Annotated in this window: 16 protein-coding genes; 10 read left to right on the top strand and 6 right to left on the bottom strand. The window is 64.0% G+C overall.

Features of this window, described 5'->3' with window-relative positions:
- Positions 1–110: 110 nt before the first annotated feature.
- The 5 genes from C0V76_RS06835 to C0V76_RS06855 all read left to right on the top strand — a co-directional run bounded on the left by C0V76_RS06835 (position 111) and on the right by C0V76_RS06855 (position 7,739).
- The gene (locus tag C0V76_RS06835) at positions 111–1,649 is read left to right on the top strand and encodes a pectinesterase family protein (protein ID WP_101941610.1); all 1,539 of its coding nucleotides are present in this window, start codon (positions 111–113) and stop codon (positions 1,647–1,649) included.
- Positions 1,650–1,779: 130 nt separating this feature from the next.
- On the top strand, positions 1,780–3,600 hold the full coding sequence (locus C0V76_RS06840) for a heparinase II/III family protein (RefSeq protein WP_101941611.1): 1,821 nt from the start codon (positions 1,780–1,782) through the stop codon (positions 3,598–3,600).
- Positions 3,601–3,701: 101 nt separating this feature from the next.
- Positions 3,702–4,493, top strand: coding sequence for an ABC transporter substrate-binding protein (locus tag C0V76_RS06845; protein ID WP_101941612.1), 792 nt, complete (start codon positions 3,702–3,704; stop codon positions 4,491–4,493).
- A gap of 1 nt (position 4,494) precedes the next feature.
- A complete protein-coding gene (locus C0V76_RS06850; protein WP_101941613.1) occupies positions 4,495–6,474 on the top strand; it encodes a diguanylate cyclase domain-containing protein in 1,980 nt (659 codons plus the stop codon).
- Positions 6,475–6,494: 20 nt separating this feature from the next.
- Positions 6,495–7,739, top strand: a complete 1,245-nt coding sequence (locus C0V76_RS06855; RefSeq protein ID WP_101941614.1) for a DEAD/DEAH box helicase — start codon at positions 6,495–6,497, stop codon at positions 7,737–7,739.
- Between the two features lie 56 nt (positions 7,740–7,795).
- Here C0V76_RS06855 and C0V76_RS06860 read toward each other — a convergent pair whose 3' ends face one another.
- Both C0V76_RS06860 and C0V76_RS06865 read right to left on the bottom strand, forming a co-directional pair.
- A complete protein-coding gene (locus C0V76_RS06860; RefSeq protein ID WP_101941615.1) occupies positions 7,796–8,884 on the bottom strand; it encodes a hypothetical protein in 1,089 nt (362 codons plus the stop codon).
- A 65-nt stretch (positions 8,885–8,949) separates the two neighbouring features.
- Positions 8,950–10,395: an EAL and HDOD domain-containing protein gene (locus C0V76_RS06865; protein WP_101941616.1), complete on the bottom strand. Its 1,446-nt coding sequence runs from the start codon at positions 10,393–10,395 to the stop codon at positions 8,950–8,952.
- A 359-nt stretch (positions 10,396–10,754) separates the two neighbouring features.
- On the opposite strand from C0V76_RS06865, the gene C0V76_RS06870 reads away from it, so the two are divergent.
- Both C0V76_RS06870 and C0V76_RS06875 read left to right on the top strand, forming a co-directional pair.
- Entirely contained in the window at positions 10,755–11,480 is a 726-nt protein-coding gene (locus C0V76_RS06870; RefSeq protein WP_101941617.1) for a hypothetical protein, read from the top strand.
- A 338-nt stretch (positions 11,481–11,818) separates the two neighbouring features.
- A complete protein-coding gene (locus tag C0V76_RS06875; protein WP_101941618.1) occupies positions 11,819–12,505 on the top strand; it encodes a hypothetical protein in 687 nt (228 codons plus the stop codon).
- 93 nt (positions 12,506–12,598) lie between these two features.
- Here the strand turns inward: C0V76_RS06875 and argJ are convergent, their stop codons facing one another.
- The 3 genes from argJ to C0V76_RS06890 all read right to left on the bottom strand — a co-directional run bounded on the left by argJ (position 12,599) and on the right by C0V76_RS06890 (position 16,591).
- On the bottom strand, positions 12,599–13,837 hold the full coding sequence (gene argJ / locus C0V76_RS06880) for a bifunctional glutamate N-acetyltransferase/amino-acid acetyltransferase ArgJ (RefSeq protein ID WP_101941619.1): 1,239 nt from the start codon (positions 13,835–13,837) through the stop codon (positions 12,599–12,601).
- A gap of 90 nt (positions 13,838–13,927) precedes the next feature.
- Entirely contained in the window at positions 13,928–15,373 is a 1,446-nt protein-coding gene (locus C0V76_RS06885) for an HDOD domain-containing protein (protein WP_158239165.1), read from the bottom strand.
- A 159-nt stretch (positions 15,374–15,532) separates the two neighbouring features.
- Positions 15,533–16,591 (bottom strand): patatin-like phospholipase family protein, encoded by a 1,059-nt coding sequence (locus C0V76_RS06890; RefSeq protein ID WP_101941621.1) that lies wholly within the window; start codon positions 16,589–16,591, stop codon positions 15,533–15,535.
- Between the two features lie 100 nt (positions 16,592–16,691).
- On the opposite strand from C0V76_RS06890, the gene nudC reads away from it, so the two are divergent.
- Both nudC and dctP read left to right on the top strand, forming a co-directional pair.
- Positions 16,692–17,516, top strand: a complete 825-nt coding sequence (gene nudC, locus C0V76_RS06895) for an NAD(+) diphosphatase (protein ID WP_254048200.1) — start codon at positions 16,692–16,694, stop codon at positions 17,514–17,516.
- Positions 17,517–17,641: 125 nt separating this feature from the next.
- Entirely contained in the window at positions 17,642–18,637 is a 996-nt protein-coding gene (gene dctP / locus C0V76_RS06900; RefSeq protein ID WP_158239166.1) for a TRAP transporter substrate-binding protein DctP, read from the top strand.
- A 12-nt stretch (positions 18,638–18,649) separates the two neighbouring features.
- Here the strand turns inward: dctP and C0V76_RS06905 are convergent, their stop codons facing one another.
- Entirely contained in the window at positions 18,650–20,053 is a 1,404-nt protein-coding gene (locus C0V76_RS06905; RefSeq protein WP_216821668.1) for an MFS transporter, read from the bottom strand.
- Positions 20,054–20,142: 89 nt separating this feature from the next.
- On the opposite strand from C0V76_RS06905, the gene C0V76_RS06910 reads away from it, so the two are divergent.
- On the top strand, positions 20,143–21,948 hold the full coding sequence (locus tag C0V76_RS06910) for an ABC transporter ATP-binding protein/permease (RefSeq protein ID WP_101941623.1): 1,806 nt from the start codon (positions 20,143–20,145) through the stop codon (positions 21,946–21,948).
- Positions 21,949–21,979: the final 31 nt, after the last annotated feature.

Genomic DNA, 21,979 nt, shown 5'->3' on the forward strand with positions numbered 1-21,979 from the left:
CCTGATCTAGGTTGATTAGGGCCTTTTCTGCCACACGGCAGCTCAGGCCCTTTTCAGACACAAGCGGCAAACGGAAATCACCGCCAAGCCGCACGCTCAGGAGACAAGCAATGCACAAGACCTTATGGCTGGCCGCTGCCAGCCTGACGCTGTTCGCGGGCAGCGCCAGCGCCGCCAATCGGCCCAGCGGCTACGTAACCCTCTGCAGCGAGGGCAAGACCTGTACGGTCGCCACTGCGACCAATGTGGCCTTCGGCCGCTCAGACCAGTTCTTCTACAAGACCCTCACCGGCAGTTTCGCCTGCAGCGAGGCCACCTTCGGCGGACGGATTGCCGGCGGCGTGAATGAATGCTCGATTCCCAACGGCAGCGCGACCTCGAGCGCAGCCAGCTCTTCGGCGCAAAGCAGCAGCGCCGTGGCCAGCAGCGCCGCACGCAGCTCTGTCGCTTCTTCGGCGGCCTCTTCGGCAACGGTAACGTCCGCTGCATCATCCGCCGCATCCAGTGCGGTCGCCTCCTCCTCCGGCAGCAGCAGCTGGCCTGCCAGTACCAGTACCCGCCCGCAACTCTCGGACACGGTCGCAGCGGCCTACGATGTGGATCAGTACCTCGCCGCTGCCGGCACCGTCGGCAAGCTCGTGACCGACAACTGGAAGCCGCGTAGCAGCGTGATCAGCATGCCGGCCACGCCGGACTATCTGGTGGCCAAATCCGGCGCCACCTACAGCACGGTGCAGGCGGCCATCACCGCGGCCACCCTGGCTGGCAAGACCACGCGGCAGTACATCAAGGTGATGCCCGGCACCTATAACGAGCTGGTGATCGTGCCCAAGGGCCTCACCGTGACCCTCTACGGCGGCGGCAGCGATCCAGCCCAGACCGTGATCGCCCTGCCCACGGCCGCCAAACTCACCGGCAGCCAGTACGCGGCGCTGGCCAATCCGGGCAGTGCCGTTTTCACCAGCAGCACGCCCAGCTCGATCAAGGCCACCTATGACGCCTGCGCCGCGAAGAGCGGCAGCATCGGCACCACCTGCTCCGCCCTCTTCGTGGTGAACGCCGACAACTTCGAAGCCACCAACCTCACGATCCAGAACACCTGGAACGAATCAGCCAACGGAGAATCGCAGGCCGTGGCGCTGATGGTGGTGGGCGACCGCAACCTGTTCTACAAGACCCGCCTGCTCGCCAACCAGGACACGCTGTATGTGAAATCGACGGCCGTGGATGTGGTTGCACGCAGCTATTTCGCCCAGAGTTACATTGAGGGTGATACCGATTTCATCTTCGGGCGCGGCACGGCGGTGTTCGACAAGAGCACGATCTTCTTCACCCGGGTGCGCAAGAGCAGCAGCACCATCGGCGCGCCCAGCACGTATGGCACACACCCCTACGGCTTCCTGTTCACCGGCTGCACCTTCTCGGCCGATGCGGGCGCGGCCACGATCTCGCTGGCGCGGCAATGGCCGGAATCGTCCAGCGCCGGGGTGACCATCGGCAAGATGATCGTGCGCGAGTCCTACCTCAGCGCCGAGATCAAGAACCCGCCGTGGGCTGACTGGAGCAGCAGCACCCCGGTCCAGTACGGCACGGCAGCCAAACCTTATCTGGCCGAGTACCACAACAGCGGCCCGGGCGCAGCCCAGTAAGAGCGACCAGCCCGGCCAAACGGAGCGTCTGTGGGCGCTCCGTTTGCGTTTGAGCTTGCGGACAAGCCCCTATTCGCTGGCTTCGCGCAGATCCGGCACACTCGCGCCAATTCCTGCACGAGAGCCGCCCATGCCTGCCCACCGCCTGAAGCGCCATGCCACCCGACTGCTACTGGGCGCGTGCGCGCTGCTGGCTGCCTGCGCCCTGCCTGCTGGCGCCCCAGAAGCCCCGCTACCGGCAAAGACTTCAGCCAACCTGCCCGATCACCCGCGCCTGATTGCAACCCCGGCGGATTGGAACGCGCTGGCCGACCGCCGCGCGGCGGATCCCGACCTCGATCGACTCATCACACTGCTACTCGAGCGGGCCCGTGGCGATCTGAAGCGCGAGCCACTCGAACGCAAGCTGGAGGGACGCCGGCTACTCAGCGTATCGCGCGAATTCATCCGCCGCACCCTGCTGTGGAGCTTTGCCTGGCGTCTCACCCATGAGCACGTCTTCCTTGAGCGCGCCCGCCGCGAAATGCTCACGGTGGCGGCTTTCCCGGACTGGAATCTGAGCCATTACCTCGATGTGGCCGAAATGACGGCGGGCCTCGCACTCGGCTACGACTGGCTCTATCACGATCTACCGGCACAGGAGCGCGCGATCCTGCGCCGCGCGCTCGTCGACAAGGGCATTGCCCAAGCCCGCCACGGCCACAAGACCTTCAGCATGACGAACAACTGGGGCCAAGTATGTATCGCTGGCATGGTGCTCGGCGCACTGGCTGTGGAGGAGGATGAGCCCGAACTTGCCCGCGATCTACTGGCCGCCGCCCACAAGAATGCCTTTATCGCGCTGGACGCCTACCAACCAGACGGCATCTATCCGGAAGGCCCTTCCTACTGGACCTACGGCAGCAGCTACGAAACCCTGCTGATCGCAGCCCTGCGCAGCAGTCTGGGAACAGACTGGGGCCTGCTCGAGGCACCCGGCCTCAAACGCAGCGCGGAATTCTTTGCTCAGGCCATCAGCCCCAGCGGCCGGCAATTCAACTTTGCCGATAGCGGCGAGGGGCAGGAACTGGCACCGCCGCTCTTCTACCTCGCGCGTGAGCTGCAACAGCCAGCGCTGATCGACGCCAAACGCCAGATGATCCGCAACAAGCAAGGTCTCTCCGAGCGTTACGCCCCGCTGATCGCCCTGTGGTGGCCCAAGCCCGAAAACGCCCGCCCCGTCGCGCTCAGCTTCGCCGGCCAGGGCCCGCAACCTCTGGCGATCTGGCGCTCGGCCTGGTCCGACCCGAACGCGCTCTACTTCGCCATCAAGGGCGGCGGCGCCCATCACAACCATGCGCACATGGACGCAGGCAGCTTCATCCTCGAACTGGATGGCATCCGCTGGGCCAAGGATCTGGGCATGCAGGACTACTACTCGCTGGAGAGCCGCGGCATCGATCTGTGGAACATGCAGCAGGCTTCGCCGCGCTGGCAGGTATTCCGGATCGGTAGCGACGCCCACAACACGCTCACACTCGGTGGCAGCCTGCACAACGCACGGGGCATGGCCACGCTGCAGTTGCAAGGGAGCCACGAAGCCCTGCTTGATCTCAGCCCGGTCTTCCTGCCGGGGCAAGTCAGCCAGGCCACCCGCCGGGCCCGCATTGAAGGGCAGCGCGTCACCCTCAGCGACACGTTCAGCGGCGCCACGCCCGGCCTCCAGATCCGTTGGGCCATGAGCACCGAGGCCGCAATCCGCCTCGACGGCCAGGAGGCCATCCTGAGCCAGGCCGGCAAGACCCTCCATATCCGCTTCAGTGGCCAGCCGGTAACTCTGGCGGTGCGCGACATCGCCCAACCGCCCTCAGCCGTGGATGCTGCCAATCCAAACGTGCGCCAGCTCATCGCCACTGCGCCCGCGGCGAGCGATGGCAGCTGGCAGCTGAGCGCCCGGTTCTCGCGCGACTGAGCCCAAGCGGCAGCTGCCGCCCGCCACACTGCCCGCATGGGCGAGCCAGTTTTCCACGCCCCTCGCCGTTAAGGACGGGTAGACCTGGAAAAGGAGTCGCCATGCTGCGCCCACTGCACGCCCTGCTGCTGAGCTGTCTGCTGCACGCCCCGCTCGGCTGGAGCGCCGACGGGCCGGACTGCTCGCGCGCCTTCACCCTGGCCCTGCACGAACATGGTCAGCTCTACGCCTCGCCCAGCGACAGCGGCATCGACCGCGACATCGCCGACGAGCTGATCCGCCGCAGCGGCTGCAAAGTCACCGTCACGCTGATCCAGCGCGCACGCATCTGGCAGCTGATCGAATCCGGCGCACTGGATTTCAGCCTCTCCGGCATCAGCAACGCCGAGCGCGACAAGTTCGCCGGGTTCGCCTGGTATTTCTCCAACAAGTATTACCTGTTGGTGCGCCGCGATGCCGAAGTGGCCAAGATCAGTGACTTCGCCCGCAATCGCGAACTGCAGCTGGGCGCCATCCGCGGCTTCCGCTATAGCGCTACGGCCAACGCCTTGGTCGACCAGCTCGCCGAAGCCCAGCGCGTAAGCTATGCCTCCGGCCTGGAGCCGCTCTACCAGCTGCTCCAGGCTAGGCGCATCCAGGGCATGATCATCGAACCCTTCGACTATCCGGCGATTGAGAGCGACAAGATCCGCGAAATCAGCCAGATCCTCGAATTCGGCGATGCGCCGGTGCCACATGGCCTGATCATGTCGAAGAAGTCACTGAGCACGAGCGAGCAGGACAAGTGGCGCGCGCTGATCCGCGCCATGCGTGCAGACGGCAGCACCCGGCGCATCTTCGAGAAGTACTTCCCGGCCGAGCTGGCGCGCACGCTGACGGAGTTCAAGGACTGACATGAACCCCGCACGCCGGCACCTTCCCGTCGTGCTGGTGTTGCTCATCGCCCTGGGCAGCACCTGGCTGGCCTGGCGCCATGAACAGGAGGTATCCGAGCGCTGGCTGCGGGCGCGTTTTGACGACAGCCTGCGCGACACCACGGCCCGCATCGTGCAGCGCATGAGCGCCTACGAGCAGATGCTGCGCGGCGTACAGGGCTTTTACGCCGGTTCCGGTGAGGTCACCCGGCAGGGCTTCACCGCCTATGTGAACACCTTGCAGCTGGGCGCCGACTTCGCCGGTATCCAAGGCGTCGGCCAGATCACCCTGACCCCTGCCGCAGAACTGCCCCCCCTGCTCAAGCAACTGCACCGGCAGGGCCTTGCGGACTACAGCATCACCCCGCCCGGCGAGCGCGCGCTGTACACCCCGATCATTCAGGTCGAACCCTTCAGCGGCCGCAATCGCATGACCCTCGGCTTCGATCCTTACACCGTACCGGAGCTACGCGCCGTCATGGAGGCCGCGCGGGACTCCGGCATGCCCCGCATCACCGGCAAACTGCCGCAATTGCTCGATCCAGCCAACGGCCGGGCGCCCTCCGTAATCCTCTGTGCCCCCCTGTTCCGGCAGGGCAGCAGCATCCGCACCCTGGCGGAGCGCCGCGCCAGCCTCATCGGCTGGATCTATGCCCCGGTCCATCTGGATGAAATGATGGCTAGCCTGTACGGCGACACAGACTCCGACATCCTCATCCACGTCCACGATGGCGTCGAGCCCAGTGCCGACAATCTGCTCTTCAGCTCACACCCGGCCGAGACCAAACCGCCACGCCTTTACGCAGCCGAGTATCTCGAAATCGGCGGTCGCAACTGGGTCATCGAAGCCAGCACCCTGCCCGGCTTCGTCACCCGCGTCGGCCATAGCGACGCCACCACCATAGCCATCAGCGGCCTCTGCCTGAGCCTGCTGCTGGCCGTGCTGGCGCGCATCCTCGCCACCGCTCGCCAGCTCGCCCTCCGGCTGGCTCAGCAAATGACCGAAGACCTGCGTAGTAGCGAAGAGCGCTGGAAGTTCGCCCTCGAAGGCGCCGGCGATGGCGTGTGGGACCGTGATCTGGTCGGTGATGCCGCCTTCTACTCGCGCCGCTGCCTGGAGATTTTCGGTTACGAACCGGACGAGATCGCCCCACATCGCCAGGAATGGGTCGAGCGCATCCACCCGGACGACCGCGCTGCCGCCCTCGCCGCTACCGCGGCCTGCATCAAGGGCCACCAGGAAAGCTTTTCCAGCGAATACCGGTTGCGCTGCAAGGATGGCCGCTGGAAATGGGTACTCGCACGCGGCCGCGTCATGCGCCGCAGCGCCGATGGCAAGGCCTTGCGCCTGCTCGGTACGATCTCCGATATCGACGCGCGCAAGGCCAGTGAAGAGCAGATCCGCCACATGGCCCAGCATGACTCCCTCACCGGCCTGCCCAACCGCGCCCTGTTTGCCGACCGCCTGCAACAGGCACTGAGCCTGGTCCACCGCGACCACGCCCACCTCGCGCTGTTCTTCGTCGATCTCGATGAATTCAAGGCCATCAATGACCACTTCGGTCACGCCACCGGAGATCTGTTGCTGCAGGAAGCGGCCCGCCGCATGCACGAATGCATCCGCGCCTCCGACACCGTCGGGCGCATCGGCGGCGACGAATTCGTCGTCCTGCTGCCCAGCCTGAGCAGCGTTGAAGACGCCCGCCACGTCGCCGAAAAAATCCGTCAGGCCCTGGCCACCCCCTTTGCAATCGGTGGCCACGCGCTACGCATCTCGGCCAGCATCGGCATCGCCTGCTACCCCGAGCATGGCGACAGCGAGAGCCGCCTGTGGAGCATCGCCGATGCAGCCATGTACGCCGCCAAGGCCCGTGGCGGCAACCGGGTGGAGCTGGCCGGCGGCAGCCCAGCACACGCAGTTCTGACGCCACCGACGGACTTGCCTATCATCACGCCCTGATTCCCCACCGTAGCGCCCCGATGCCCTTTGCCCACCTCGGCCTTGCCCCCGCCCTGCTGAACGCGCTCGCCGAGCGTGAATTCACCAGCCCCACCGCCATTCAGGCTGCCGCCATTCCAGCCGCCCTGCGCGGTGAAGACATTCTCGGCTCGGCGCCCACCGGCTCGGGCAAGAGCCTCGCCTTTGGCTTGCCGATCCTGCAGCAGCTCGCCGATCTGCCACGCAAATCCATCTATGGTGCCGCACGGCGCACCCACGCGCTGATCCTCGCCCCCACCCGTGAGCTGGCCATCCAGAGCGGTGAAACCCTCAAGGATCTCGCCCGCCATCTGGCCGAACCGGTCAAGGTGGTGGTGGCCTTCGGCGGCGTCTCGCTGAACCCGCAGATGATGGCGCTGCGCGGCGGTGCCGATATTCTCGTAGCCACGCCCGGGCGTTTGCTGGATCTCATCGACCACAATGCCGTCAGCATCAACCGGTTAAGCACCCTGGTACTCGATGAGGCCGACCGCCTGCTCGACGCCGGCTTTGCCGACGAGTTGCAGCGCATCCTCGCCCTGCTGCCGGCCCAACGTCAGAGCCTGCTCTTCTCCGCCACCCTGCCGCCGGGCGTCGAAGCGCTGGCCGCAACCCTGCTGCGCACCCCCACGCGCATCGCAGAAGCGGCCGGCGAACCCGAGATCGACCAGCATGCCCTCACCGTGGATGAAAAAAGCCGCACGGCGCTTCTGCTGCACCTGATCCGCCAGGAAGGCTGGACGCGCGTGCTCGTTTTCGTCGCCACCCAGTACGCCTGCGATCTGGTGGCCAGCAAACTCGCCCGCCGCGGCATCCAGGCCGCACCGCTGCACGGCGAGCTGAGCCAGGGCGCGCGCAGCGAAGTGCTGGCTGATTTCAAGGCCGAACGCCTGCATGTGCTGGTCGCCACCGATGTGGCCGCACGTGGGCTGGATATCGCCCGCCTGCCAGTGGTGATTAACTACGATCTGCCGCGTGCCGCCACCGACTATGCCCATCGCATTGGCCGCACTGGCCGTGCCGGTGAGCCCGGGCTCGCCATCAGCTTCATCAGCGCCGCCACCGAAGCCCACTTCCGCCTGATCGAAAAACGTATCGGCATTCGCCTGGAACGCGAATTCATCGAAGGCTTCGAGCCTACCGAAACACCCCAGCCCGGCGCAGGCTCAGGCGGCATCAAGGGCAAGCGAAAGAGCAAAAAGGACAAGCTGCGGGAAGCCGCCGCCGCCGGGAGCGGGAATTCATGAGGGAGTAGGCGCGCAGCCGATGCTGAGCGCCGCCGGGCGGGCCTGTCGGCGGCGCCTTACTCTTCGACCGGCCTTCCCTGAAGCGGCTCCGGCAGCCCGCGCTGCAACTTCAGATGGTCCGTCTTAGCATGCTTTTTCGCCCAGGCCTCCGCCAGCGCATAGGGCATCGGCGCCTTCAGCTGCTCCAGTTGCAGACGCTGACTGGCCGGATCAAGGCTCACCCGGTACTTGCCCAGGTTGTAGAACAGATAGGCTGCGAAGAGATTGTCGTAATCCTCGTAACGCCCGGACTCGCGGCGGAAGTCACGCGACAGTACCGAAGGAAAGCGGTTCGGCAGATCCTTGAAAGCCACGGGCTCTTCGTCGTGCGGATCCATGTAACTGGAAGCTGCGTACTTGCGGTACAGCACCACATCCATCGCATAGCCGCGCGCCTGCCATTCGCGCATGATCTTCAGTGCCATCTCGGTCGGGATATTGGCCCGCAACGCCTTCTTGAGTAGTCGCCAGGAGAAATAGGGGCCGTTCAGCACCTCGAGCCCGGCATAGCCGGCGCCGTAGCGGAAAGCGCTGCCGATGGTCTTGGCACAGTTCAGATCCAGATAACCGTAACGCACCTCGCCCGAGTGATAGCGCGTGTCCGTCGCCTGGCGCTGGAAGTCGGCATTCAATTCGCGAAAGAAGGCTTCCAGTTCGGCCTTCTCACGCTCGGGCACGCCATACACGCGGATCCCCAGTACCGAACGCTTGTAGATCTCGCCGAAATCCAGCCCGAAGGAGGCCGTTTCGCCGAGCGAGGATGAAGTGCGAAACAGATACTCCATCTTCGGGATCCGGGTCATCAGCTCGGCGTTGTAGACGCCGCGCGCATGTGCTTCCGAACGGTCGGCATAGAAGTTCGCCGAATGCACGAACTCGTCACCAGAGGCCTTATCTCGAATCGACAAAGCCAGATGACCCGCCGAGCCGCCCTTGGAGGTGCCGTAGCTGATCAGCAGCTCCATGTCATACGGATCCTGCTGCAAGGCCTGCGCCACCGCATCGATATTGACCGGCTCCGGGCCGCCACGCGAGCCGAACTCGGCGGCCAGCGCCCCCGCACTCACGGTGAGTACAAGGAACGTGCTGACAAGACCTTTCTTCATCTCTCTCCTCCGTGGCCTGCGCATGCACAACAGACGAAAGCCTGAAGCACCATCACAACAGGCACTCAGAGCAAGTCGCCCCCTGCCGCCTCGGTCTCCTCTCCAGCCAGCATCTGGTTGGCCCATACCAGCGCCTGCGCCGCCGCCGGCATGAAGTCGGTGTAGTCGATGCCGCAACGCTGCACGGCCTCGGCGATCTGTACTAGGCGGGTGCTCGAATTAGCCTCACCCAGCACCACCAGATTCAGCGCATCCGCATAGGGCCCCGGCTTGCCCAGCAGTGCATCACGCACGGCCTCCGGCAGCGCCGCCTGCGCCAGCAACTCCGGCAGTGATCGCCCGAGTGCCTCGTCAAGCAGGGAAAACAGGCCCACCAGGAAAAGCTTGCCAGCATCCTCCGGAATCAGGCCCTTACCCGCCATCAGCTCAAGCGTACGCCCGCGCGTGAGCGCTCGTTCGGCCAGCAAGCGCTGCTGATAATCCGGCTCGGCGAAATCGAAGAGCAGCAGTGACGTCCAGCGGTAGAACTTCTCCCGCCCGATCAGCACCAGCGCCTCTGTCAGATTGTCGATCGGCTTCTGCAAGCCCATGGCCGCCGAGTTCAGGTAGCGCAGCAGCTTGTAACTCATGGTCGGCTCGCTGGAGAGCTGATCCGCGATTTCGCCGAAGCTCCGGTCGCTCATCACCATGTTCAGGATCGGCAGCAAGACCATGCGATTGATCTTGGCGCTGCTCGGCCGCAGGCTCTCGCGACTGGAGATGAAGGCCCCCTGGAAAAAATCAAAGCCGCATTTGCTGCAGAACTGATAGTCGTCGTAGCTCTGCACATTGCGCGCCACCAGTCGCAATGCTCGCCCACCCGGTCTCGCCACAGCGCGCAGGGCGCGCGTTGCGGTGCGCAGGTCAATGCCGTTGAAAGCGGTGACATTGATCTGGATGAAATCCACCTGCTCCAGCAGCGGACCCGCCATGTCGAAATCCTCATCCGCCATCAGGCCTACCAGGAAGCCCTCCTCTTTGAGCCGTGCAAAACGTGCTGGCAGGCTCTCGAGTTCCGTCGTGTGTGCGCCCAGATGCACCACGAGCACGGTGTTCTTCGGTGGCAACTGGCTGATCCGCAAGTTGCTGAGCGACTCCACCGCCACCTGGATGAAGGCCAGGCGCCGGCCGAGCAAGGACTGGACGCCCTGCAACGCCATCCGGGTCAGCAGCGCCGCGTCATAAGCCTGGCGAGTCAGCTCCTGCTCCTGATTCATGCGGGCCTGCATACTGGTCAGCAAGGAGAACTCGTAGCCGGCGATGCGCCCGCCACGCGACAGGATCGCCTCGCGACGCACGAAGGCATTGTGGGTATCCGGCGCATCCTTGCGCGGGGCAAGGCGATTGAGCTGGGCGAAATCCTCCGCCTCACGGCGCCGGCCTGACGGCACAGGCTGAGGCGCGGCGACCACAGCCGCGCCGCGCCCGATCCAGCGACCGAAACACTGCAGCAATCTCTGTCTCAAGGACATGCCCAAACCATCTCCTGAATGAAGCACCGGCCAGCGCGCACAAGAATCCCACCTTGGCCGGAACCGGAATGCGCAATCAATTCCGCGACTGCGTTCTCCGCGAACCTCGCAGCATAGCCGCAGCGCGGGCGGAGCAACACCCTCAGCATGCGGAAGAAGCGCCGGAAACCGGAAATTTCTACGGACTGCCGGGACCTGCCTCGACGCCCCCCTGGAGCGCGTCGAACAGCAACCACGATCACCACAGGGCGCATAGTCGGCCTGAATGATCAAACCAACGGGAGATATGTGCCGCCAGAAAAACTTTCTGGCATAACATCGCCGACGAAATTTCCCCTGATCAATTCACGGAGCACGCAATGAAACGGATAGTCCCTGCAATCGCACTGAGTCTGCTGTGCGCCAATGCCTGCGCCGCCGATGGCACGACGCCTGTCAGCACGATCCGGAATGGCGATCGGATCACCCGCAGCCTGCAGAAATACACCCAGGAGACCCCCACATCGAAGCCCGTGCTGGAGGAAAAAATCGCTTCCACGTCTTACACCATCGAGTCAGGCGCCGGCGACGAACGCGTATTCCGCAGCAGGAACGGCGCTGCAGAGGTCCTTGGCAAGGATCTCGCGCTGATCGCCACGATCAACAAGAACGGGGAGCGCAAGGATATTGACCCCGAGACGGTAAAGCACTGGATGCCCACCACAGAACTCAAGCCGGGCATGAAGTGGTCATTTTCTGAACGCCATGAGCAGGTGGCCTCGAACTCCACCAAAATGTGCCAATGGTTTGGCGAGTATGACGCGGAGTCTTCTGCGGACGAACGCGACCAGAACATCAACGGCAGCATCGTCCGCCTGCCCGTCATCGTGGTCGAGGTGCGTGGCAGGGTGAATATCCGAAACTGCGTCGGATCAGGCTCCGACAGGGAGGAGCGCTACGTCTACTCCAGGGACCTGGACCTTGTACTGGAACACAGCTCACTGAGTCTGAGCTCTTATGGCAAATTGCTCGGCTCCAGCCAGCAGCTGAGCATCACATCCATCTCGACCGGCAAGAAAGTCGCTCTGCTCACGCCTGCTCCCTGACAAGCCCTTGCGCAGGGCGTCACACCCCTGCGCTATGTCCCTGGCACCAGAAGCCCTGCCACAAGGGCCAACAACCCCGTTCTCTCAGGCAGCTCGACATGCCGGATCTGGCGCGCCGTCCGCCTCATTGAACCCGATCGTCATCATCTCCGGCACGGACCGCTCCCCTGCACGGTGTGTGCGCGCTCGCAGGGAACTCCGGAGGCAATTGGCAGCCGAGCAACAGAAGCCGGCCGGAAAAATCGTGCTGCGCCCTGCATGTCCGCTGCGCTGAACTATGATGCGCGGCTCAATCCAATAAATGATTCAAGGGGACATGCATGAAGGGGCTTATTTCAATGCTCGCGCTGAGCATTCTGAGTACATCCGTCTGGGCCGATCTGGCCCCCAGCAAGCCCGACCCCTTGCAAAGCGGCGATCAGGTCAGCAACGCCTTCAGGAAATATGTGCAGGACGCCCCCGGCTCCGAGCCCGTTCTTGAAAATCGCACCCTGACCTATTCCTACGCCATCGAATCCGACTCCGCTAGCGAGATTCTGTTGCGCTACGGGAATGGTTCGGCTGAAGTCCTGGACAAGAAGCTCGCCGTCATTGCCTCCATCAGCAAAACGGGAGAACGCAGAGCGATCCCGGCAGACGCAGTGGAACACTGGATGCCGAAAACAGAACTCAAGCCTGGCATGAAGTGGTCCTTCGAAAACCATTGGGAAAGCCCGGCCTCCAACGAAAGCGCTTATGTGTGCCGATTTGACGGCGAATTCAAAGCCAGATCGTCGGCCAGCGAGCGTGATGTAAGCATCAACGGCCAGATCGTCCGCCTGCCTGTGACGGTTGTGGATATCGAGGGGAAAACCTATCTTCAGGTTTGCGAAGGGGCCGTACCCTATACGCGCGAGCGCCGTGTGTATTCGAAGGACCTGCATCTCGTGCTCGAACACGAATACCTCTCACGCGATCCTTTCGGAAAACTGTTTGAAGGTTGGCTACAGACCGTCACCGCAGTGACGACCAAAAACCGGCTTTGAGCCGCACGCAATGCCTGACACGGCGAAAGCTCAGGGCAACAAAAAGCCCGCTCTGCAGAGCGGGCTTTTTGTTGCCCTGAGGTCAGGCGAAAATCACGAGCGGTAATCCGCATTGATCTTGACGTAGTCATACGAGAAGTCGCAGGTCCACACCGTGGCTGCCGCATCGCCACGCGCCAGATCGGCGCGCACGGTGATCTCGGCGCTCTGCATGATGCGCGCGCCGGCTTCCTCGACATAGCTCGCCGCGCGGCCGCCCTGCTCAGCCACCAGCACTTCTTCCTTGCCGTCACCGAGCCACACGCGCAGGCGGCTCACATCCAGATCCAGCACACCGGCATAGCCGATGGCAGCGAGGATTCGGCCGAGGTTGGGGTCGGAGGCAAAGAAGGCGGTCTTGACCAGCGGCGAGTGGGCCACGGCATAAGCCACCTGGCGGCATTCTTCGCGGCTCTTACCGCCTTCGATGACGATGCTCATGAACTTGGTGGCACCTTCGCCGTCGCGCACGATGGCCTGCGCCAGCCAGATCGAGAGATCGATCACCGCAGCGCGCAGCGCCTGGTAATCAGCGGAGGCGGCATCGGTGATCGCCGGTGCGCCGGAAGCGCCGGTGGCAATCAGAATGAAGCTGTCGTTGGTGGACGTATCGCCATCGACGGTGATGCTATTGAACGAGAGATCCGCGGCTTCCTTGACCAGCGCCTCGAGCAGCGGCTGGGCGACATCCGCATCGGTGGCAAGGAAGCCAAGCATGGTGGCCATGTTCGGCTTGATCATGCCGGCGCCCTTGCTCATGCCGGTGAGGGTCACCGTCTTGCCGCCGATTTGCAGTTGGCGCGAAGCGCACTTGGGCTGGGTGTCGGTGGTCATGATGGCATGGCAGGCCTCATACCAGCCGTCCGCCTTGAGTGCGGCCTTGGCGGCAGGCAGACCCGCGATGAGCTTGTCGACGGTGAGGTGTTCAAGAATCACGCCGGTAGAGAAAGGCAGTACTTCACGGGCACTCACGCCCAGCGCAGCGGCTACCGCGTCACAGGATGCGCGCGCATTGGCAATCCCCAGTTCGCCAGTGCCGGCATTCGCAATACCGGTGTTGATAACCAGCGCACGGATCGAGCCGGAAGCCAGGTGCTCCTTGCACACCGTGACCGGCGCAGCACAGAAACGGTTCTGGGTGAACACACCGGCCACGCGGCTGCCCGGCGCGAGTTCGATCAGAGAAAGATCGCGGCGGTTGAGCTTGCGGATTGCCGCTTCGGCCGTGCCCAGGCGTAGACCGGCGACCGGCAGGAGTTGATCGGCAACAGGCAATGGCAGGTTCACGGGCATGGCGCTTCCTTGGGATGCTTAGAGGGAAGCGCGGATTTTACGGCATCGGACGCCGGATGCACCGCACCTCTTGGCGAAGGCCCAGCGGTGCTACTTCTTCACCGCCCCGCGCGAGGCCACATGCTGGAAGCTCAGGCTGGCCTGCTGGGCGAAATGGAGAAAGCCTTGCCAGGTTTCATCGTCAGGCGGATTGGCCGGCGCGCGATCCGCGTAGAAGAAACCGATCACGCGACCGGCGGCCACGATGGGAGCGAGCATGCAGTCACGCTGGCCGGTGACGGCTTCGAGGCGATCCAGCTTGAGGCCGGCCGCCGGCTCGCCCTTGAGCCAGATCGGCGCGGACTTGGCAAACAGCAGATTGATGATTTCGCCGGGGCGCTGATCGAGCGGAAACGCGAAATGGGCGGCAAGCTTGTCCGCATCGCGCCCCAGCGCCACCTTGCCCACCACCTTGGCACGATCCGCCGTCTGCAGGGCAAACACCGCCCGACTCATGCCAAGCCCGCGATAGATGCCTTCGAGCACCAGTTGCAGCACGTCATTGAGACTCGGGTTGCCGGCCAGCAGCATTGAAAGATCACGCAGGATCTTGAGCTGCAGCATCGGATCCGGCGCGGGATCATTGATCTGGGCCACTTCGGCATCGATATCGACGAGCTCGCCCTTGGGCATCGGAATCAGGCGCGCAGCCTCTTCGGCGCCAAACTGGGCGGCTACGCGCGCGGCCTCACCGGCATTGGCGGTGAGCTCCTCGGTGATGTCCTTGAGCGGCAGGCCGATGTAGTCGGCGTATTCCGCCAGCGCAGCGCGCGCAGCGGGGGTTTCCCAGCCCCCCTCGACAGCATGAGCCAGGCGATAGCCGTGCAGGATGGCTTTTTCGTTGGCATCCGGATTGGCCGGCGGCTGGGCCGCCGCAATCACCATCGGGCCAAGGTGCCAGTCGCGCGCCAGCGCAGCGGTGAGGCTGTTGAGGCGAAAGCCCAGAACTTCGAGCTGCAGCTCTTCGGGCTTGGCATCGGGGCGCGCCTTCATGGCGGCATCGAGTTGCTCTGCCTGCTCGCCGCCAAAACACCAGAAGGCCATCTCTCCCACCCGCCCAAGCAGAGTGGCAATGAAGACTTCCTCGGCGGCCTTGCTGCTGCGCGCCCGAGCGGCCGTGCGGGCCTGCACTGCGGCATGGAAACAGCGTGCCATCTCGGCCACCACGCGTTCGCGCATACCGCTGGCGAGAAGTGCGTCGATGAGCTGGATGGAGAGGACGATGTTGCCGACCAGATCGAAACCGAGCACCACGATGGCCCGGCTGATGGTGTTCACGCTCTGCCGTGACGGATTGAACATCACGCTGTTGGAGAGCTTGAGCACCTTGGTGGTGAGGGCCGCATCCTGCAGGATGGCGCGCGAGAGGCGCGCGGTGGAGGCCATGTCGTCTTCGGTCACACTGCGCACTTCCTGCACCGTGCGGCCGAAGACCGGCATGTCCCGTTCCTTGATGCGATTGACCCATGCTTCAACGCCCGCCTGTGCTCCGCTCACGCGCATCTCTCCGGAAAACTTGTTCTCATGCGGGTTCTACGGCGTGGGGCGATCTCCCTTGAGGGGCCGGGCGGGCAAGATCCGATAACAATTGTGGCGGACTGCACACACTGTGTGCAGATTGTGACCAAACGCACCCGCCATACGCGTACGAATGCCTCAACTGGCCAGATGCGCCAACCGGCTGCGTGCATAGCGCGCCGCCGATTCGAAGCCCAGGTCGAAGAGACGCTCGAGATTGCTGCGCGACCAGTCGAACACGTCCGGCAATTCGGCTTCCGGGATGTCATCGATCAGCGGCACGCGGTGTGGCCGCTGCAGCTGAGGGTACTTGCCCAGATGCGTGGCTTCGAAGATTTTCAGATCGTCCCGCGCAATCTCGATCAGCGGGGTGAGGATGGACATCACCCAGGCGTCGTAAAGACTCTTGGGCGCACGCAGCAAGCGATCTGCACCGAGGATGTCGAACACCACCACTTCTTCGAGCTGCGGATGGCGGCTCAACAACTCGTGAAAGTTCAGGCAATCCAGCGCAGCACCTTCGATGTAGAGCCCGCCATCCAGCTCGGTCGGTGGATACAGGAAAGGGAAGGACAACGCGGCTTGCAGATGCGGCGGGCCAAGCTTGTCCTTGCGGAAATTCTCCATCTGGCGCGTGCGCAGGTTGAAGGCATTCACGCAGAAATCAGGCGTGATCTGCGGCACGGCGGCGAAATCAATGATCGTTTCGGCAAACGGTACATGTGCGCACAAGCCCAGCGACTCCGGATTGAGGTCGCTGGGGCAGGCTGAAGCCAGCATCAGCGCGCTGGAGTCTTTCACCAGCTGGGCCAGTGGGGTCTGGGCGGGCCAATCCATCATTTTCTGGATGAAGGGATTCAGACCCAGCGCGCGGCGATACAGATCGGCCAGCGTGCCCGGCTTATTAAAGACCTTGAAGTTTACCGGGAAGGCCTCGTAGAGCGGGTCAGCCACGCCCATCTCCTTCAGCCCGGCCAGCGTGCTGACCGGATCGCCATTCTTTGGCGCGCAGTACATCAGGCCCAGCAAGGCGCCCGCCCCCGCCGTGGAGATCACATCGAACTTGAGCCCCAGTTCGTGGAAGGCCACCAGCGCACCGGCGACCAGGGTCGCATTCGGTGCGCCGCCACTGATGATCAGCGCAGTGCGGGCGGTATCGGCAGACGCGGGGGAAGGAGTGCGGCGAGAGGTGGCCATGCTGTTTCTCCGGGCAGAGGCGGGGGTCGATGCAGCATAATGAGCCCCCGTTGCAGCATGCTGACAGCTGCCCCGATGTCGGCCCTCCCGGAGTCCCTGCGTGAATTGGCCCGCTGATTTCCTGCCCCATCTGAGTGCCGCGCCGAGCGAAATCAGCGAAGCCTTCGAGTTCGCCTTTGCCGGCGAAGACCTGCTCCTGAACCACCAGCACGCCCTGCCCGCCTCGGCCGTCTTGGCCGCCCTGCCTCCGCCAGAGAGCGACTTTCTGCTCGGCCAGCTAGGCGGGCGGCCGTGTCGCGCACGCCGCTGGCCGGCCGAGCTGGCACTGCCGGAAGAAGTCCAGGCGCTCAATCCACGCGCAGCCTTCGGCCTCATCGCGGATGAAACCTGGATGCTGGCCGCAAGAGCCAAGCACCTGCTCGGCTGGGATCGGGCCAGCCGCTTCTGCGGCGCCTGCGGTGCGCCCACCCTGATCGATCCGGCCGAGCCTGCCAAGCTGTGCACGGTATGCACCCACCGCAGCTACCCCCAGATCGCACCGGCCGTGATGTGCCTAGTGCGCAAGGGCAAGGAACTGCTGCTGGCGCGTTCGCCGCATTTCCGCCCCGGCATGTACAGCGCACTGGCCGGTTTCGTTGAGGCAGGCGAGAGCGTGGAGGGCTGCCTGAACCGTGAAGTATTCGAAGAAACCGGCATTTACATCACCAATATCCGCTGGTTCGCCAGCCAGCCCTGGCCCTTCCCGCAATCGCTGATGCTGGCTTTTCATGCCGACTATGCCGGTGGCGAAATCACCCCACAGGCCGATGAAATCGAGGATGCACAATGGTTTTCGCTGGACCGCCTGCCCCAGCTGCCAGCCCCGGTGAGCATCGCAGCACGCCTTCTGCAAGATGGCATTCGTCAGCTCCAGAGCGGCGAATAGCTCTATTTTGTTGCATTCGCACGACGCTCGGACTTGCCCTGCGGCGCTGGCAGCGGCATCCTTCCAGAATATCTGAGTCCGCCCATCCGGGCAGGCCTGAACCACAACGACTCCAGGAGTCCCGCATGACCTCAGCACCTCTTCGCCGCATCCTGATCGCCGCAGCCCTCGCCTGCAGCTCGCTCGCCGCCGGCGCTGCCGAACTCAAGGGGTGGGTGCGCGAAGCTGACGACTATCCGCAGCATCAAGGCCTGCAATATTTCTTCGATCGCCTCAAACTGAACTCGCAAGGCAAGCACAGCGGCAAGGTGATCTGCTGCGAAGAGATGGGCCAGCAGAAGGATGTGATTCCGAAATTCAGCAAGGGCGAAGTCGACGTGGTGCTGTTCACCTCCTCCGCCCTGCAGGACGACGTGCCTGAAATGCGCATTCTGAACCTGCCCTTCCTGTTCCGTGACCCCGAGCACATGATGAGTGCGCTCAATGGCGAAGTCGGCAAGGAGCTGCAGGTGCTGATGGAAGAGAAGGGCTATATCGCACTGACCTGGTATGACGGCGGTGCCCGCTCCTTCTACTCGAACAAAAAGTCACTCTCCTACGCATCGGACTTCAAGGGCCTCAAGATCCGCCTGCCCAAGCGCCAGGACCTGATCGCCATGGCCACCGCCCTGGGCGCCGAAGCTTCCACCATCGGTTTCGACAAGGTGCCGGCAGCCTTCAAGGCAGGCGAGCTGGACGTGGCCGAGAACGACCTCACCTCCTACTACACCTCCGAGCACTACAAGATCGCGCCTTATTACACCTTCAGCTACCACCTGGTTCAACCGATCGTGATGCTGATCTCCAAGCAGCGCTGGAGCAGCCTGTCGACCGCTGAAAAGGGCATCGTGCAGCAATCCGCTATCGAGTCCGCTGCCTACGCCGCCAAGGTGCGTGCCCAGGCCGACTCTGCGCTCAAGTCCAAGCTCGAAAAGGCCGGTGTGAAGTTCGCGCCGTTCCGCGGTTCGGCTACCACCATCTCGCTGATGAAGGATGCCTACGCCCCGGTCGTGGCCAGCCAGCGCACCACCGCCCTGATGGTCAAGATCATGACCGGCTCGCGCAAGGTTGCTACCGAGTAAGCATTCTGGTTTTCAGTTGTCCGCCTGGCGGTGCCCCGACAGCACCGCCCCGGCGCTGGCGGGCAAACGCGTAAGCCACAGCAGTGCCGTCAGCGATACCAGCGCCACCACAGCGAAGGCAGGCGGAAAATCCGCCGCCTGCGTGGCCTGATGCCCCTGCAGACTCATCGCCCCCTGCAGGGCAAATGCCCCCACCGTCACCCCCATGCCCGCCGCCAGTTGCTGCACCACGCTGGCGAGGCTGGTGGCTTGGCTCATCTGCGCAGTCTCCACATCTGCATAGGACAGCGCATTCAGGCTGGTGAACTGCAGAGAGCGGAAACAGCCGCCGACCAGCAGCACCACCATGATCAAGGCATGTGGCGTATGCGCCGTGAAGGCCCCGATCAGGAGTAATGAGACGGAGGCCAGCGCGGTGTTGACGATCAGCACACGGCGAAAGCCGAAGCGCTGCAGGATCTTCGCCGCAATGGTTTTCATCGACAGCGCCCCGGCCGCCGAAGCACAGGTCAGCAGACCCGATTCAAAGGAATTCAGGCCGAAACCCAGTTGCAGGAACAAGGGCAGCAGGAAGGGAATCGCGCCAATACCGATGCGGAAGAAAAAGCCGCCGACCACCCCGGCGCGAAAAGTCTCGATGCGCAGCAAGTCCAGACTCAGCAGCGGATACGCCTTGGCACGCGCCTGCCATACATAGATCACCATCAGCGCGGCTCCGGCAGCCATGCAGGCCAACGAAACGGGCAGCGAGACCAGATGCCGCCCGGCCGTGGCCAGGCCCAGCATCAAGGCGGAAAGGCCCAGCGCCGAGAGCAGGAAACCACTCCAGTCGAGCGGCCGGGGGACGTCTTCGCGCAGGTTCTCGATATGCCGCCCGGCCATGTAGAGGCCCAGGATGCTGATCGGGATATTGATGAAGAAGATCCAGCGCCAATGAAAGTAGGTGGCGATGAAGCCGCCCAGCGGCGGGCCGATCACCGGCCCCAGCAGGGCCGGCATGGTCAGATAAGCCATGGCCTGCACCAGCTCGGCCTTGCTGGTGCTGCGCAGCACCACCAGCCGCCCCACCGGCACCATCATCGCGCCGCCCATGCCCTGCAGGAAGCGCGCGGCCACAAATCCTTCCAGCGAAGCGGACAAGGCACAACACACCGAACCGCCCATGAACACGCCGATGGCCGCCCGGAACACCGTGCGCGCGCCGAAGCGATCGGCCATCCAGCCACTGATCGGGATAAACACCGCCAGGCTCAGCAGGTAGGAGGTCAGCGCCAGCTTCAGGGCGATCGGATCTTCCTGCAGATCCCGCGCAATGGTGGGCAGGCAGGTGGCGATCACCGTCGAGTCCATGTTCTCCATGAACAGGGCACAGGCAACGATCATCGGCACCAGGATGTGTTTCGGAATGCGCAACACGGCAGACAGCCCCGGCCAAAAGCAGCAGTGTGCCGCAGCAGGCACCCGGGACGAAACGGCTTTACGCAGCTTTGCCCTACAATCGGCCCATGCGCCGCCCTCCCAACTCTGCTCTGCCCGAACCCGCCAGGCCCGGCGAATTCCGCCCCCTCGCCACCCTTGCCAAGCTCCTGCCCTACTTGTGGCAATGGCGCTACCGGGTGGGGGCGGCCCTGATCTGCCTGATTGCCGCCAAGCTCTCCAACGTATGGGTGCCACTGGTGCTCAAACGCATCATCGACAGTCTGGCGATCACGCCCGCACAAGCCTTCATCGTGGTTCCTGCGGCTCTGCTGCTGGCCTACGGCCTGCTGCGCTTCTCGACCTCGCTGTTCACCGAACTGCGTGAAATCCTCTTCGCGCGGGTCACCCAGGGCGCGGTTCAAGCAGTGGCGCTGACGGTGTTCCGACATCTCCATGCGCTGTCCCTGCGCTTTCATCTGGAACGCCAGACCGGCGGACTCACGCGCGATATCGAGCGCGGCAACCGTTCGATCAGCAGCCTGATCAACTTCGCGATCTACAGCATCCTGCCGACCCTGGTCGAAGTGGCACTCGTCATCGGCATCCTGCTCTACAAGTACGAAGCGGCCTACGCCCTGATTGCGGCGGCCACGCTCACCGCCTACATCCTGTACACCATCAAGGTCACCAACTGGCGCACCGCCCTGAGGCGCGAGGCCAACGAGCTCGACTCAGCCGCCAGCGCCCGCGCCATCGACAGCCTGCTCAACTACGAGACGGTGAAGTACTTCAACAATGAAGACTGGGAGGCCGGCCGCTACGACGGCCAGCTCTCGGCCTGGAGCCGCGCGGCAGTGCGCAACCAGATCTCGCTGTCATTCCTGAACATGGGCCAGGCCGCGATCATCGCCAGCGGCGTCACCGCCATGATGTGGCGGGCCGCAGGTGGCGTGGCCGCCGGCCACATGAGCATCGGCGACATCGTGCTGGTCAATGCCTTCCTGATCCAGCTCTATGCCCCGCTGAACTTCCTTGGCGTGCTGTACCGCGAGATCCGCCAGGCGCTCACCGATATCGAACGCATGTTCGGCCTGCTCGGCACCGAACGCGAGATCCGTGATCGCGCTGACGCCATCGACATGCCGGCCGGGCCGCACACGCTGCGATTCGAGGCGGTCGGCTTTGCCTACGATGCGCGTCGCCCGGTGCTGCATGAAGTCTCACTGGAGGTGCCGGCTGGTCATACCCTGGCCGTGGTTGGCCACTCCGGCGGCGGCAAATCCACCCTCGCACGTCTGCTGTTCCGCTTCTACGATGTCACCGCTGGTGCCATCACCATCAACGGAGTGGATCTGCGCCAGATCCGCCAGGCCAGCCTGCGCCAGGCAATCGGCATCGTGCCGCAGGATACGGTGCTGTTCAATGACACCATCCTTTACAACATCCAGTACGGCCGCCCCGACGCCCACCGCGAAGAGGTGATCGCCGCCGCCCGTGCGGCCCAGCTGCACGACTTCATCAGCGCCCTGCCCGATGGCTACGACACCAAGGTGGGCGAGCGCGGCCTCAAGCTCTCCGGCGGCGAAAAGCAGCGCGTGGCCATTGCCCGCACGCTCCTCAAGAACCCCTCGATCCTGATCTTCGACGAAGCCACCTCGGCGCTCGATTCACGCACCGAACAGGCTATCCAGACCCAGCTCGAAGCCGCCGCGCAGGGGCGCACCGCGCTGATCATCGCGCACCGTCTGTCTACCGTGATGAATGCCGACCAGATCGCTGTGCTGGAAGGCGGCCGGGTCATCGAGCGCGGCAGCCACACCGAGTTGCTGGCGCTCGATGGCGCCTACGCAGGAATGTGGCGCCTGCAGCTGCAGGAGCGCGCCGAGGGCTGAGCGCCCTCGGCAAAGCCTTGCTCGCAGGCTG

It is taken from the genome of Uliginosibacterium sp. TH139 (assembly GCF_002855595.1).
GTDB classification, from domain to species: domain Bacteria; phylum Pseudomonadota; class Gammaproteobacteria; order Burkholderiales; family Rhodocyclaceae; genus Uliginosibacterium; species Uliginosibacterium aquaticum.

Bases quoted from the DNA above. Each gene is read 5' to 3' on its own strand.
- C0V76_RS06875 (WP_101941618.1), top strand. From the start codon at position 11,819: ATGCTCGCGCTGAGCATTCTGAGTACATCCGTCTGGGCCGATCTGGCC.
- C0V76_RS06860 (WP_101941615.1), bottom strand. From the start codon at position 8,884: ATGAAGAAAGGTCTTGTCAGCACGTTCCTTGTACTCACCGTGAGTGCG.
- C0V76_RS06870 (WP_101941617.1), top strand. From the start codon at position 10,755: ATGAAACGGATAGTCCCTGCAATCGCACTGAGTCTGCTGTGCGCCAAT.
- C0V76_RS06845 (WP_101941612.1), top strand. From the start codon at position 3,702: ATGCTGCGCCCACTGCACGCCCTGCTGCTGAGCTGTCTGCTGCACGCC.
- C0V76_RS06890 (WP_101941621.1), bottom strand. From the start codon at position 16,591: ATGGCCACCTCTCGCCGCACTCCTTCCCCCGCGTCTGCCGATACCGCC.
- dctP (WP_158239166.1), top strand. From the start codon at position 17,642: ATGACCTCAGCACCTCTTCGCCGCATCCTGATCGCCGCAGCCCTCGCC.
- argJ (WP_101941619.1), bottom strand. From the start codon at position 13,837: ATGCCCGTGAACCTGCCATTGCCTGTTGCCGATCAACTCCTGCCGGTC.
- C0V76_RS06850 (WP_101941613.1), top strand. From the start codon at position 4,495: ATGAACCCCGCACGCCGGCACCTTCCCGTCGTGCTGGTGTTGCTCATC.
- C0V76_RS06865 (WP_101941616.1), bottom strand. From the start codon at position 10,395: ATGTCCTTGAGACAGAGATTGCTGCAGTGTTTCGGTCGCTGGATCGGG.
- C0V76_RS06840 (WP_101941611.1), top strand. From the start codon at position 1,780: ATGCCTGCCCACCGCCTGAAGCGCCATGCCACCCGACTGCTACTGGGC.
- C0V76_RS06835 (WP_101941610.1), top strand. From the start codon at position 111: ATGCACAAGACCTTATGGCTGGCCGCTGCCAGCCTGACGCTGTTCGCG.
- C0V76_RS06855 (WP_101941614.1), top strand. From the start codon at position 6,495: ATGCCCTTTGCCCACCTCGGCCTTGCCCCCGCCCTGCTGAACGCGCTC.
- C0V76_RS06910 (WP_101941623.1), top strand. From the start codon at position 20,143: ATGCGCCGCCCTCCCAACTCTGCTCTGCCCGAACCCGCCAGGCCCGGC.